Below are 13,839 nucleotides of genomic sequence, written 5' to 3'. Positions count from 1 at the left end.
CCCCGCCGTTCACGGAATGACCATATTTTCTGCTGTGGTCCGACCTGCTTCGCGACGTTACCCGAGCTTCGGGCGGACGCCGAGTACCGCCGTACCGACGCGTACGTGTGTCGCCCCGGCAGCGATGGCGTCCTCGAGGTCCGCACTCATCCCCGCTGACACCATGTTCGCAGCCGGACGGGTCGCGCGCAGGGCAGTCGACAAATCCATCAGCCGGTCGAAGGCCGCGCGTTGCCGGCCCGCGTACGCGCCGACCAGCGGGGCGACGGTCATCAGGCCGTCGAGCCGCAGCCCCGGCGCCGCGTCCAGCGCCTCGGCCAACTCCGCCACCCCGTCCGGCGACACGCCGCCGCGGTCGCCCCGGCCGCCGGCCTCGGCGTCGAGGGCGACCTGGATCAGGCAGCCGAGTTCGCGGTCCGCCTTCTCCGCGGCCGCGGAGAGGGCGGAGACGAGCTTGGGCCGGTCGACGGACTGCACCACATCGGCATAACCCACCACGGATCTGACCTTGTTGGTCTGCAACTGACCGACGAAGTGCCAGGTGAGATCGAGATCCGCGCAGGCCGCGGCCTTGGGGGCGGCGTCCTGGTCGCGGTTCTCCGCCACGTGCCGCACCCCGAGCCCGTGCAGGATCCGCACGTCGCTCGCGGGGTAGGTCTTGGTGACCACGATCAGGGTCACCTCCTCGCGGGGGCGCCCCGCGGCGGCGCAGGCGGCCGCGATCCGCTCCTCCACCCGCGCGAGGTTCTCGGCGAGTTCGGCCGTACGGTCCGTCATGCGTCTTTCCTGTCCAACCAGACATATCCCGCGAGTCGCCCCGTGGTGCGGTCGCGTCGGTACGAGTAGTGGTCGCGCGACTCCAGGGTGCAGACCCCGGCGTCCTCGACGTCGGTGACCCCGAGCCGGGCCAGCTGGGCGCGGACCCCGGCGGCGACGTCCACGGCGGGCGTGCCCCAGGAGGTCTCCGCCCACGCGTCGGGTTCGACGGCGGCGACCTCGGCGCGCATCGCCTCGGGGACCTCGTAGCAGCGGCCGCAGACGGCGGGGCCGGTGCGGGCGGTGATCCGCGCGGGCTCGGCGCCGAGCTCCACCATCGCCCCGACGGCCGCGGGGACGACCCCGGCGGTCATGCCGGGCCGCCCGGCGTGGGCGGCGGCGGCGACCCCGGCGACCGGGTCGGCGAGGAGGACGGGGACGCAGTCCGCGGTGAGGACCGCGAGGCCGAGGCCGCGGCGGGTGGTGACGACCGCGTCGACGGCGGGGACGGCCCCGCCGTTCTCCCAGGGGCCGTCGACCACGGCGACGCCGGCGCCGTGGACCTGGTTCATCCAGACGACCAGGGCGGGGTCGAGGCCGAGCTCCCCGGCGGCGCGGGCCCGGTTGGACCGTACGGCCTCCGGGTCGTCGCCGACGGCGCCGCCGAGGTTGAGCTCCTCGTACGGAACGGCGCTCACCCCGCCCCACCGGTCGGTGAAGGCGAAGTGCGCGCCGTTCGTCGTGAAGCGGTGCCCTATCACTTCAGGAAGTCCGGGACGTCCAGCTCCTCGGCCGGGCTGTCCGCGTACGGGCGGGCCGGCGGGACCACCGGCGGGACGGGCGGCAGCGGCGCCTCGTTGACGACCGGGGCCGGCTCCGGGGCGGCGACGGGCTCCTCGCGGGGGGCCACCGTGCCGAGGCCGCCGAGCGGGCGGGCCGGCTCGGGGGCGACGCGGGGGGTCGGGGCCGGCTCCTCGCGCTTGGCGGAGACCGAGCCGATGATGTTGTCCCGGCGGGCCGGCGGCTGGCCGCCGTCGAAGCCGGCCGCGATGACGGTGACCCGGACCTCGTCGCCGAGGGCGTCGTCGATGACGGCGCCGAAGATGATGTTGGCCTCCGGGTGGGCGGCCTCGCTGACCAGCTGGGCTGCCTCGTTGATCTCGAAGAGGCCGAGGTCGCTGCCGCCGGAGATGGAGAGCAGCACGCCTCGGGCGCCGTCGATGGACGCCTCCAGGAGCGGCGAGGAGATCGCCATCTCGGCGGCGGCCACCGCGCGGTCGTCGCCGCGGGCGGAGCCGATGCCCATGAGGGCGGAACCGGCCTCGGACATGACCGACTTGACGTCGGCGAAGTCCAGGTTGATCAGACCGGGGGTGGTGATGAGGTCGGTGATGCCCTGGACACCGCTGAGCAGGACCTGGTCGGCCGACTTGAAGGCGTCGAGGACCGAGACCTGGCGGTCCGAGATGGACAGCAGGCGGTCGTTCGGGATGACGATGAGGGTGTCGACCTCTTCGCGGAGCTCGGCGATGCCGTCCTCCGCCTGGTTGGCGCGACGGCGGCCCTCGAAGGTGAACGGGCGGGTGACCACGCCGATCGTCAGGGCGCCGAGCGACCGCGCGATGTTGGCGACGACGGGGGCGCCGCCGGTGCCGGTGCCGCCGCCCTCGCCGGCGGTGACGAAGACCATGTCGGCCCCCTTGAGGACCTCCTCGATCTCCTCGCGGTGGTCCTCGGCCGCCTTGCGGCCGACGGCGGGGTTGGCCCCGGCCCCGAGGCCGCGGGTCAGTTCACGGCCGACGTCGAGCTTGACGTCGGCGTCGCTCATCAACAGTGCCTGTGCGTCGGTGTTGATGGCGATGAACTCGACGCCCTTGAGACCGACCTCGATCATTCGGTTGATGGCATTGACACCACCGCCGCCGACACCGATGACCTTGATGACTGCGAGGTAGTTCTGCGGTGCTGCCACGTCGAAGGCCTCTCGCCTCGAGTTACGTGTCGTCGCTGCGCTGTGGTTGGTGCGCCGCGACGACGGATGCCGATGGGGTGGTCCGGACGCCGACCCCAACCCTAACGTTGAAGTTTAGGGTTACCAGTGTCTCTGTTCGCTGGACTCTTCCGAACAGGACACTAAGTCGACAAGTGGCGCGCGTTCAACGAACACGCCGAACCTCCCGTTTTTCTTTTCACCCTATGTGATCACCCGTAGCGCTGGCCAACCAGGGTGCTGGCCGGCGCCGGCGCGCGTCAACTCCCGGAGGAGGCGGGCGCGCTGGGGGCACTTACGTCGAAGTGTCCCGCTTCGGGAGTCGCTTTCATGAGGGCGGTGAGGACCCGGGCCTTGACGGACCCGTGTTCGGCGCTGCCCCAGAAGACGGTGCGGTCGCCGGTGAGTTCCAGAGTGACGGAATCGTACGAGGAGAGGCGTACGACACGAGTGTCCTTCGCGATCGCGTCCGGGAGTTCACTCCGTACGCGCACCGCCTCGGCCAGCAGCCGGTCCGCGTCGAAGCGGCGCAGGCTGGGCGAAGCGGCCACGTCGAGGACGAGGCGGGGGACGCCGCGGGTCGGGGTGGTGACGGTCGCGAACGGAACGGCGGCGGAGTCGACTTCGGTGAATGATCCGCGCTTTTCCAGAAGGAGCACGGGTTTCCGTTCGGTCACTTTCAGACCGATTCCGTGCGGCCAGGACCGGAATACGTCGACCGACGCGATGCGGGGCAGTTCCTCCCGGAGCCGCGCCTCGATGGCGTCGGTGTCGACGGTGACGAGCGGGGCGCCGACCGGGACGGCGGCGACGGCCTCGACCTGGGCGGGGGTGAGCACCGCCGTGCCCGAAGTCTTCACACGTTCCACACGGAACCAGGTGGAGCCGTAGAGGGCCCAGACCGTGCCGCCGGCGAGCAGGAGCACACCGGCGGCGATCAGGGCGAGCCGCAGCCCGGTGGGCCGCAGCCGCCCGGCCGGGCGCGGCGGCCGGTCCGACGGTCCCTGTCGCTTCCCGGTGCCGCTCTTCTCCGCGGTCGTCGGTCCGGCTGCCACGCGCGCCTCTTCCCTCGGTCCTCCGCTACGCCTGTCGGCGGGCGGCGATCGCCTCGTACACCATGCCGACGAGCAGGTCGTCGGCGTCCCTGCGGCCGAACTCGGAGGCGGCGCGGGACATCTCGTACAGCCGGTGCGGATCGGCCAGCACGGGCAGGACGTTGGCCTGCACCCACTGCGGCGACAGCTCCGCGTCGTCGACGAGGAGTCCGCCGCCGGCCTTGACCACCGGCTGCGCGTTGAGCCGCTGTTCGCCGTTGCCGATGGGCAGCGGGACGTAGGCGGCGGGCAGTCCGACGGCGGAGAGCTCGGCGACGGTCATGGCGCCGGCGCGGCAGAGCATCATGTCGGCCGCGGCGTACGCCAGATCCATCCGGTCCACGTACGGTACCGGCACGTAGGGCGGCATTCCGGGCATGTTGTCGACGCGCGGCACCTCGTTCTTCGGGCCGACCGCGTGCAGGATCTGGATGCCGGAGCGCTGGAGCACCGGGGCGATCTGCTGGATGACCTCGTTGAGCCGGCGGGCGCCCTGGGAGCCGCCGGAGACCAGCAGCGTGGGCAGGTTGGGGTCGAGGCCGAAGGCGGCGCGCGCCTCGGGCCGGACCCGGGCCCGGTCCAGGGTGGCGATGGTGTGCCGCAGCGGGATGCCGATGTAACGGGCGTTGCGCAGCTTGGAGTCCGGGGTGGCGACGCCGACCGCGGCCGCGTACCGGGAGCCGATCTTGTTGGCCAGGCCGGGCCGGGCGTTGGCCTCGTGGACCACGATCGGCACGCCGAGCCGCTTGGCGGCCAGGTAGCCGGGGAGCGCCACGTAGCCGCCGAAGCCGACCACGACGTCCGCCCTGGTGCGCTCCAGGATCTGCTCGGCGGCCTTGATGGTGCCGCGCAGGCGCCCGGGGACCGTGATCAGCTCGGGGGTGGGCTTGCGGGGCAGCGGTACGGCGGGGATGAGCGCCAACTCGTAGCCCCGCTCGGGCACGAGCCGGGTCTCCAGGCCCTTCTCCGTGCCCAGCGCCGTGATGCCCACGCTCGGGTCCTGCCTGCGCAGGGCGTCCGCGAGGGCGAGCGCCGGCTCGATGTGACCGGCGGTCCCCCCGCCGGCGAGTACGACATGCACCGAAATTCACCGCTCTCCGGACGGGCGCTTCTTGACGCGCCGTCGCATCGACTTCCATCTCACCCCGGCCCGCTTGCCCCAGCCGGGGCGGCGCATGGCCAGGGCCGCTTTCGCGGCGGGTTCCTGTCGCGCGAAGGCGATCAGGAGCCCGACGGCGAACATGGTCGGCAGCAGGGCCGACCCCCCGTAAGAGAACAGCGGGAGCGGGACGCCGGCGATCGGCAGCAGGCCGAGCACCGCACCGATGTTGACCACGGCCTGGGCCGTGATCCAGGTGGTCACGCCTCCCGCGGCGAATCTCACGAAGGGGTCCTCCGTGCGTCCGGCCACGCGGATACCCGCATAGCCTAGGGCCGCGAACAGGGCGAGCACCGACAGCGTCCCCGCGAGGCCCAGTTCCTCACCGGTGACCGCGAAGATGAAGTCGGTGTGCGCTTCGGGTAGTTGGCCCCATTTTTCCACACTCGCGCCGAGCCCGGAACCGAACCATCCGCCCGACGCCAGAGCATAGATACCGTGCGCGGCCTGGAGGCACGGGGCCCCCTCGCCGCCCGGATCGGTGGCGCCGATGCACTCGAAGCGCCGCATCCGGTTGGGGTTGGTCCTGATCAGCAGCACGCCGATCGACGTGGCCACCACGAGCACGCCGACGAAGAGCCGGGTGGGGGCGCCGGCCGTCCACAGCAGGCCGAAGAGGATCGCGGTGAGGATGATCGCGGTGCCCATGTCGCCGCCGAGCATGATCAGCCCCAGCAGCATGAAGGCCCCCGGCACCAGCGGCACGAGCATGTGCTTCCACTGGGCCAGGAGCTTCGTGTCCTGCTTGCGGGCGAGCAGGTCGGCGCCCCACAGGATCAGCGCCAGCTTGCCGAACTCGCTGGGCTGGAGCATGAACGGGCCGCCCAGCGAGATCCAGTTCTGGTTGCCGCCGACGGAATGCCCTATCCCCGGGATCTGCACGAGCACCATGAGGAAGACCGCGCCGACCAGGATCGGGTAGGCGAGCGCCCGGTGCAGCTTCACCGGCATCCGCGAGGCGACGAGGAGCAGTCCGGTGCCCAGGAGCGCGGCGAAGAACTGCTTGCGGAAGAAGTAGGACGGCACCAGCTCGTAGCGGAGCGCCGTGATCATCGAGGCCGAGTAGACCATCACCAGGCCGAGCGCGGTGATGAGGAGCCCCGCGCCGATGATCACGTAGTACGCCGTGAGCGGCCGGTCCCATGCCCGCCGCGCCCGTGCGTAGAACCCGCGCACGCCTCCGCCGCGCGCCCCTCTCGGGGGCGCCGGAACCCGCCCTCCGCCCGGTCGGGCGGAGGGCCGGCGCGCCCCGGCGATCTTGCTCGGCATGGTTCGCTGCCCCCTCCGGTCAGGCCCGGTAGGCCGGACCCTCGCAGTGGTCGGGTCAGGCGTCCCCGGTGGCGGCGAGGGCGCGGACCGCGTCCGCGAACGCCTCGCCCCGCTTGGTGTAGTTGGTGAACATGTCCATCGAGGCGCAGGCCGGGGCCAGGAGGACGGTGTCCCCCGGGCGGGCGAGCCGGGCCGCCTCGCGGACCGCCTCGGACATCGCCCCAGTGTCGGTCCGGTCGAGGTCCACCACCGGGACCTCCGGGGCGTGTCGCGCCAGCGCTTCGCGGATCAGCGCGCGGTCCGCGCCCATCAGGACGGCGCCGCGCAGCCGCTTCGCGGACTTCTCCACCAGCTCGTCGAAGGTGGCGCCCTTGGCGAGGCCGCCGGCGATCCAGACGATCGGGTCGTAGGCGGCCAACGAGGCTTCGGCGGCGTGGGTGTTGGTGGCCTTGGAGTCGTCGACGTACGTCACGCCCCCGACCTCCTCGACCAGTTCGATCCGGTGCGGGTCCGGGCGGAAGGCCCGCAGCCCGTCCCGTACGGCCTTGGGCTCGACGCCGAAGGCGCGGGCGAGGGCGGCCGCGGCGAGCGCGTTGGCGATGTTGTGCGGGGCCGGCGGCTGCACGTCGGCGACCTCGGCGAGCTCCTGGGCGTTCTTCTGCCGGTTCGCGACGAAGGCCCGGTCGACGAGGACGTCCTCGACGACGCCGAGCTGCGAGGGGCCGGGGACGCCGAGGGTGAAGCCGATGGCCCGGCAGCCCTCCTCGACGTCGGCCTCGCGGACCAGGTCCTCGGTCACCGGGTCGGCGACGTTGTACACGCAGGCGACCTGGTTGCCCTCGTAGATCCGGCCCTTGTCGGCGGCGTACGCCTCCATGGAGCCGTGCCAGTCGAGGTGGTCGGGCGCCAGGTTGAGCACGGCGGCCGAGTGGGCGCGCACGGAGGGCGCCCAGTGCAGCTGGTAGCTGGACAGCTCGACGGCGAGCACGTCGTACGTCTCCTCGCCGAGGACGGCGTCGAGGAGGGAGACGCCGATGTTGCCGACGGCGGCGGTCCGCAGCCCGGCGGCCTCCAGGATGGAGGCGAGCATCCGGGTCGTGGTGGTCTTGCCGTTGGTGCCGGTGATCGCCAGCCACGGGGCCGCGTCCGGGCCGCGGAGCCGCCAGGCCAGCTCGACGTCGCCCCAGATCTCCACGCCCGCCTCGGCGGCGGCCGCGAAGAGCGGCTTGTCCGGCTGCCAGCCGGGGGTGGTGACGACCAGCTCGGTGCCGGCCGGCAGGGTCGCGCCGTCGCCGAGGCGGACGGTGATCCCCTCCGCCTCCAGCTCGGCGGCCTGCGCCCGGGAGCGCTCGTCGTCGCCGTCGTTGACGACGGTCACCACGGCGCCGCGGCCGTGCAGGACCCGGGCGGCCGGGATGCCGGAGACCCCGAGACCCGCGACCGTGACCCGCTTGCCCTGCCAGTCCAGCTCTTCGCTCACTTGTCGGCTGCCCATCCCGCGTAGAAGAGGCCCAGGCCCACGATGACGCACATGCCCTGGATGATCCAGAACCGGACGACGACCAGGACCTCGGACCACCCCTTGAGTTCGAAGTGGTGCTGGAGGGGGGCCATCCGGAAGACCCGCTTGCCGGTCATGCGGAACGATCCGACCTGGATGACCACCGAGAGGGTGATCAGGACGAAGAGACCGCCGAGCAGCGCGAGCAGCAGCTCCGTACGGGAGCAGATGGCGAGACCGGCGAGCGCGCCGCCGAGCGCGAGGGAGCCGGTGTCACCCATGAAGATCTTGGCGGGCGAGGTGTTCCACCACAGGAAGCCGAAGCAGGCGCCCATGAGGGCGGAGGCCACGACCGCGAGGTCGAGCGGGTCGCGGACCTCGAAGCAGGCGTTCGGGTTGGTGAGGGTCAGCGCGTTGGCGCAGGACTCCTGGAACTGCCACAGCCCGATGAAGGTGTAGGCGCCGAAGACCATCACGGAGGCGCCGGTGGCCAGGCCGTCCAGACCGTCCGTCAGGTTCACGCCGTTGGACATGGCCAGGATCATGAAGAGCGCCCAGACCACGAAGAGGACCGGGCCGATCGTCCAGCCGAAGTCGGTGATGAAGGAGAGCTTCTCGGAGGCCGGGGTGAGCCCGCGCGCGTCCGCGAACTGGAGCGAGAGCACCGCGAAGGCGATGCCGACGATGAGCTGGCCGGCCATCTTCGCCTTGGCCCGCAGGCCCAGCGAACGCTGCTTGACGATCTTGATGTAGTCGTCGAGGAAGCCGACCAGGCCCATGCCGGCCATCAGGAACAGCACCAGGACGCCCGAGTACGTCGGGTCCTCGCCGGTGATGACCTTCGCCAGGGCGTACGCGATGAGCGTGGCCAGGATGAAGGAGATGCCGCCCATGGTGGGCGTGCCCTTCTTCCCGAGGTGGCCGCGCGGGCCGTCGTCCCGGATGAACTGCCCGTACCCCTTGCGGGCCAGCAGCTTGATGAGCAGCGGGGTGCCGATCAGGGTCAGGAAGAGGCCGATGGCCCCCGCGAAGAGGATCTGCCTCATCGGCCCGATACCTCGCCCTCAGTGTCGAGCAGCGCCAGGGCGACCTGCTCGAGACCGACCGACCGGGAGGCCTTCACCAGGACCACGTCCCCCGGGCGCAGCTCCCTGCGCAACAGGTCGACCGCCGCCTGCGCGTCGGACACGTGCACCGACTCCTCACCCCACGAACCCTCGTTATAGGCGCCCAGTTGCAGCCAGGACGCTTCCCTGTCCCCGACCGCGACGAGCTTGCTGACGTTGAGCCGGACGGCGAGCCGTCCGACCGCGTCGTGCTCGGCGAGCGACGCGTCACCGAGCTCGGCCATCTTGCCGAGCACCGCCCACGTACGGGCCCCGCGGGCCTGTCCGGCCCGGCCCATGGCCGCGAGCGCGCGCAGGGCGGCTCGCATGGACTCGGGGTTCGCGTTGTAGGCGTCGTTGACGATCGTCACGCCGTCCGGACGCTCGGTGACCTCCATGCGCCAGCGCGACAGGGAGCCGGCCTCGGAGAGCGCGGTGGCGATCTCCTCGACAGGCATGCCCAGCTCGTGCGCGACGGCGGCCGCTGCGAGCGCGTTCGACACGTGGTGCTCACCGTACAGGCGCAAGGTCACGTCGCTGCACCCGGTGGGTGTGTGAAGCGTGAAAGAGGGGCGGCCGGCGTCGGTGAGGTGGACGTTCTCGGCACGTACGGCCGCTTCGTCCGCTTCGCCGAAGAGGGTCACGCGGGCCTTCGTGCGGCTCGCCATCGCGCGGACGAGCGGGTCGTCGGCGTTGAGGACCGCCACTCCCCCGTCCTCCGCGGACGGCAGCGACTCGACCATCTCGCCCTTGGCCTCGGCGATCTGCTCGCGTCCGCCGAACTCGCCGATGTGGGCGGAGCCCACGTTGAGGACGAGCCCGATCCGGGGCGGGGTGAGCCCGGTCAGGTAGCGGATGTGGCCGATGCCGCGGGCGCCCATCTCCAGGACGAGGTGCCGGGTCTCCCCGGTGGCCTTGAGCGCGGTGAGCGGCAGGCCGATCTCGTTGTTGAGGGAGCCGGGCGTCCAGACGGTGGGCGCGTGGCGTTCGAGGACCTGGGCGATCAGGTCCTTGGTGGAGGTCTTGCCGGCCGAGCCGGTGAGGGCGACGACGTCGGTGCCGAGCCGCTCGACGACCGCGCGGGCGAGGGCGCCCAGTGCGGCCTGCACGTCGTCCACGACGATCGCGGGGACGCCCAGGGGGCGGGCGGCGAGCACCGCCGTCGCGCCCGCCTCGACGGCGCGCTCCGCGTAGTCGTGGCCGTCGACGCGCTCCCCGGCGAAGGCGGCGAAGAGGCTGCCGGGCTTCACCTCGCGGGAGTCGATGACGACGGGCCCGGTGATCCGGGCGCCCGGATCCGGTATGTCGTGCGCCTGCCCGCCGACGATTTCGGCGATCTCGGCGAGGGAGAGGGCGATCACTGCTTCATCCCTGACTGTTCTGGTGACGGTGTTCGACCGCTGCGGCGACCGGTGCCCCGACCGCCGCCTCGATCGCTTCGCGGAGGACCTGGCGGTCGTCGAAGGGACGGACCCGTCCGGCGATCTCCTGGCCCTGTTCGTGGCCCTTGCCGGCGACCAGGACGGTGTCGCCCGGCCGGGCGCGGGCGACGGCGGCGGCGATGGCGGCGGCCCGGTCGGGTTCGACCAGGACGTCGCCGCGCTCCGCCGCGGGCACCTCTGCGGCGCCCGCGAGCATCGCGGTGAGGATCGCCAGCGGGTCCTCGGAGCGGGGGTTGTCGGAGGTCAGTACGGCGGTGTCGGCGAGCCGGGCCGCGGCGGCGCCCATCGGGCCGCGCTTGGTGGTGTCCCGGTCGCCGCCGCAGCCGATGACCACGTGCAGCCGGCCCTCGGTGACCTCGCGCAGCGAGCGGAGCACCGACTCGACGGCGTCGGTCTTGTGCGCGTAGTCGACGACGGCGAGGTACGGCTGGCCGGCGTCGACGCGCTCCAGCCGGCCGGGGACGCCGGGGACGGCGGCGACGCCGTCGGCGGCCGTCCTCGGGTCGAGTCCGGCGGTGGCGAGGGTCGCGATGGCGGCGAGGGTGTTGGCGACGTTGAACGGGCCGGGCAGCGGGGCGGTGGCGGGGATCCGCTCGCCCTCGGGGCCGACGGCCGTGAAGGTGGAGTCGGCGGCGCCCAGGACGACGTCCTCGGCGCGCCAGTCGGCGTCGGCGCCGCCGGCCGCGGAGAAGGTGACGACCGGGACGGTCGCCTCCTTGGCGAGCCGGCGGCCGTACTCGTCGTCGACGTTGACGACGCCGATCCGGCTGCGCTCGGGGGTGAAGAGCATGGCCTTGGCCCGGAAGTAGTCCTCCATGTCGGAGTGGAACTCCATGTGCTCCGGGCTGAGGTTGTTGAAGACGGCGACGTCGAAGACGCAGCCGTCGACCCGGCCGAGCACGAGGGCGTGGCTGGAGACCTCCATGGCGACGGCCTCGACGCCGCGTTCGCGCATGACGGCGAAGAGGGCCTGGAGGTCGGTGGCCTCGGGGGTGGTGCGCTCCGACTTGATGCGCTCGTCGCCGATGCGCATCTCGACGGTGCCGACGAGCCCGGTGTGCTTCCCGGCGCCGCGCAGTCCGCCCTCGACGAGGTAGGCGGTGGTGGTCTTGCCGGAGGTGCCGGTGATGCCGATCTGGAGGAGGTCCGCGCCGGGGCGGCCGTAGATCTCGGCGGCGAGTTCGCCCATCCGGCCGCGCGGGTCCTCGACGACGAGGGCGGGCAGGCCGGTGGCGGCGGCGCGCTCGGCGCCCGTCGGGTCGGTGAGGACCGCGGCGGCGCCGAGGCCGGCGGCCTGGGCGACGAAGTCGGCGCCGTGCAGGCGGGCGCCGGGGAGGGCCGCGTACACGTCCCCGGGCCGGACGGCGCGGGAGTCGTGGGTGATGCCCGAGACCGGGACGTCGTGTGCGGCGTCGGGGAGCTCGGTGCCCAGCCGTGCCGCGAGCTCGCCCAGGGGTGTGGGGCGGGCCCGCTCCGGGCGGGGCGGGGTGGTTCGGGACTGATCAGCGTGTGGCACGGCGGTGAGCGTACCGGGCGCACCCTGCGGGGGACCAAACGAGCGGGGGGCGTCGCCGGAGTTCGTTTTCCGGTTCCCGGAGTGGGGGGTGATCGTCGTCACTGGTGGTGCTCCCGGGGGTCACGGGGTGGGTTCGAAGGTGACCGGCAGGCGGGGGGGTTCGCTGCCGGTGGGTGCCACGTGGAGGGTCTTGAGGGCGAACTCCATGACCTTCTTGTAGATGGGTCCGCAGATCTGGCCGCCGAAGTAGCTGCCCTTGGTGGGGTTCTGGATGGCGCAGTAGACGGTGACGCGGGGCTGGTCGGCGGGGGCGAAGCCGGCGAACGAGGCGGTGTAGCCCTTGTAGCGGCCGAGTTCGGGGTCGACGCGGTTGGCGGTGCCGGTCTTGCCGGCGACGCGGTAGCCGGGGATGGCGGCCTTGGTGCCGGTGCCCTCGCGGTCCTCGACAACGGATTCCAGCATCTGGGCGAGGGTCTTGGCGGTCTTCTCGCTGACGACCCGGGTCTGCGCGGGCGCGGGGGCGGGGGTGAAGCGCCCGTCGGGGCCCTTGGTGCCGCGGACCAGGGTGGGGGCGATCCGTACGCCTCCGTTGGCGATGGTCGAGTAGACCGAGGCGGCCTGGAGGGCGTTGACGGAGAGGCCCTGGCCGAAGGGGATCGTGTACTGCTGCGAGGTGGACCAGTCCTCGGGCTCGGCGAGGATGCCGGCGGTCTCGCCGGGGAAGCCGAGGCCGGTGGGGCTGCCGATGCCGAAGCGGCGGAGGTAGCCGTCGAGGACGCGGTTGGACTCGGCCTGGTCCTTGCCGAGCTGGCCGGTGGCGAGGATGGTGCCGATGTTGCTGGACCTGGCGAGGACGCCGTTGAGGGTCAGGTACCAGGTCGGGTGGTCGATGTCGTCCTTGAAGAGCCGGTCGCCGCGGTGGAGCCGGTTGGGGACGACGACGTGGGTGTCGGGGGCGGCCTTGCCCTCCTCCAGGACGGCGGCCATGGAGATGACCTTGCTGGTGGAGCCGGGCTCGTAGGCGTCCTGGAGGGCGGCGTTGCCCATGGCGGCGGCGTTGGCGGCGGAGAGGTCGTTGGGGTCGAAGCCGGGGGCGTTGGCCATGGCGAGGATCTCGCCGGTGCGGGTGTCCTGGACGATGACGTAGCCGCGGTCGGCCCGGGACTTGCGGACCTGCTCGCTGATGGCCCGCTGGGCGGCCCACTGGATGTCCCGGTCGATGGTGAGCTCGATGTCGGAGCCGGGGACGGCGGGGGTGCCCTGGGAGCCGGCGGTGGGGACCTGCCGGCCGCCGGAGGCGGTGAAGCGGATCTTTCCGTCCCGGCCGGCGAGTTCGGGGTCGAGCATGGACTCGATGCCGCCGGCGCCGCGGCCCTCCGCGTTGACGTAGCCCAGTATCCCGGCGCCGAGGTCGCCGTTGGGGTAGACCCGCTTGGTGCTGGGCTCGCTGAGGACGCCGCCGAGCAGGTTGACGCCGGTGCCGCCGGGGGCCTGGGCCTTCTGCCCGTAGACCTTCTTGAGGTCCTTGATCTGGTTCCACACCTGCGGGGTCTGCTTGCGGGCGAGCAGGGTGTAGCGGGACTTGGGGGTGCGGAGCTTCTTGGCCAGCTCGGCCGGTTCCTTGCCCAGGAGGGGGGCGAGGAGGGCGGCGGCCTGCTCGGGCGCGTCGCGGACCTTGGACTCCTCGGGGGTGAAGAGCTTCGGGTCGGCGGTGATGTCGTAGGCGTCGACGCTGGTGGCCAGGGCGATGCCGCTGCGGTCGGTGATCTCGCCGCGCTCGGCGGAGAGCGTGTACTCCTGGAAGCGGTACGTGGCGGCCTTGGCCGCGTACGCGCCGGCGTCGACGGCCTGGACCTGGAGCAGCCGGACCACGAAGGCCAGCATGACGAGGGTCAGCCCGACGGAGATCAGCCGGAGCCGGGGCCGGGGGCTGCCGAGCTTGATGGTGCGGGGCTTGCGGGCGGGCGTCCTGGCGGCGCTGTCGGAGGTGATGGAGCACGACCACG

11 protein-coding genes are annotated in these 13,839 nt (G+C 72.5%); all 11 read right to left on the bottom strand.

Annotated elements, in window-relative coordinates:
• Nucleotides 1-57 precede the first annotated feature (57 nt).
• On the bottom strand, nt 58-777 hold the full coding sequence (locus tag AB0E83_RS19855; protein WP_362113105.1) for a YggS family pyridoxal phosphate-dependent enzyme: 720 nt from the start codon (nt 775-777) through the stop codon (nt 58-60).
• A complete protein-coding gene (gene pgeF / locus AB0E83_RS19850; protein ID WP_362113102.1) occupies nt 774-1,517 on the bottom strand; it encodes a peptidoglycan editing factor PgeF in 744 nt (247 codons plus the stop codon). Before pgeF ends, AB0E83_RS19855 begins: the two co-directional genes overlap by 4 nt.
• Nucleotides 1,514-2,728, bottom strand: coding sequence for a cell division protein FtsZ (gene ftsZ / locus AB0E83_RS19845; RefSeq protein WP_362113099.1), 1,215 nt, complete (start codon nt 2,726-2,728; stop codon nt 1,514-1,516). Before ftsZ ends, pgeF begins: the two co-directional genes overlap by 4 nt.
• A 278-nt stretch (nt 2,729-3,006) precedes the next feature.
• Nucleotides 3,007-3,801 carry an FtsQ-type POTRA domain-containing protein gene (locus tag AB0E83_RS19840; RefSeq protein ID WP_362113096.1) on the bottom strand — a complete coding sequence of 265 codons (795 nt, stop codon included), beginning with the start codon at nt 3,799-3,801 and terminating at the stop codon, nt 3,007-3,009.
• 25 nt (nt 3,802-3,826) lie between these two features.
• Nucleotides 3,827-4,921 carry an undecaprenyldiphospho-muramoylpentapeptide beta-N-acetylglucosaminyltransferase gene (gene murG / locus AB0E83_RS19835; protein WP_362113093.1) on the bottom strand — a complete coding sequence of 365 codons (1,095 nt, stop codon included), beginning with the start codon at nt 4,919-4,921 and terminating at the stop codon, nt 3,827-3,829.
• 6 nt (nt 4,922-4,927) lie between these two features.
• The gene (ftsW, locus tag AB0E83_RS19830) at nt 4,928-6,268 is read right to left on the bottom strand and encodes a putative lipid II flippase FtsW (RefSeq protein ID WP_362113090.1); all 1,341 of its coding nucleotides are present in this window, start codon (nt 6,266-6,268) and stop codon (nt 4,928-4,930) included.
• Nucleotides 6,269-6,323: 55 nt separating this feature from the next.
• Nucleotides 6,324-7,763 (bottom strand): UDP-N-acetylmuramoyl-L-alanine--D-glutamate ligase, encoded by a 1,440-nt coding sequence (gene murD / locus AB0E83_RS19825; protein ID WP_362113087.1) that lies wholly within the window; start codon nt 7,761-7,763, stop codon nt 6,324-6,326.
• A complete protein-coding gene (gene mraY / locus AB0E83_RS19820) occupies nt 7,745-8,815 on the bottom strand; it encodes a phospho-N-acetylmuramoyl-pentapeptide-transferase (RefSeq protein WP_362113084.1) in 1,071 nt (356 codons plus the stop codon). Before mraY ends, murD begins: the two co-directional genes overlap by 19 nt.
• A complete protein-coding gene (gene murF, locus AB0E83_RS19815) occupies nt 8,812-10,236 on the bottom strand; it encodes a UDP-N-acetylmuramoyl-tripeptide--D-alanyl-D-alanine ligase (RefSeq protein WP_362113081.1) in 1,425 nt (474 codons plus the stop codon). The genes mraY and murF overlap by 4 nt, the downstream gene beginning before the upstream one ends.
• Before the next feature lie 4 nt (nt 10,237-10,240).
• Nucleotides 10,241-11,833: a UDP-N-acetylmuramoyl-L-alanyl-D-glutamate--2,6-diaminopimelate ligase gene (locus AB0E83_RS19810; RefSeq protein ID WP_362113078.1), complete on the bottom strand. Its 1,593-nt coding sequence runs from the start codon at nt 11,831-11,833 to the stop codon at nt 10,241-10,243.
• 120 nt (nt 11,834-11,953) lie between these two features.
• Nucleotides 11,954-13,839: penicillin-binding protein 2 (locus tag AB0E83_RS19805; RefSeq protein ID WP_362113075.1), on the bottom strand; the 1,886-nt coding region annotated here is incomplete at its 5' end.

The organism is Streptomyces sp. NPDC035033 (assembly GCF_040636735.1).
Lineage (GTDB): Bacteria > Actinomycetota > Actinomycetes > Streptomycetales > Streptomycetaceae > Streptomyces.
This window is presented reverse-complemented; position numbering and strand designations above follow the sequence as displayed.

Coding starts and splice junctions, on each gene's coding strand:
- mraY (WP_362113084.1), bottom strand. CDS start 8,815: ATGAGGCAGATCCTCTTCGCGGGGGCCATCGGCCTCTTCCTGACCCTG.
- murD (WP_362113087.1), bottom strand. CDS start 7,763: ATGGGCAGCCGACAAGTGAGCGAAGAGCTGGACTGGCAGGGCAAGCGG.
- AB0E83_RS19855 (WP_362113105.1), bottom strand. CDS start 777: ATGACGGACCGTACGGCCGAACTCGCCGAGAACCTCGCGCGGGTGGAG.
- ftsW (WP_362113090.1), bottom strand. CDS start 6,268: ATGCCGAGCAAGATCGCCGGGGCGCGCCGGCCCTCCGCCCGACCGGGC.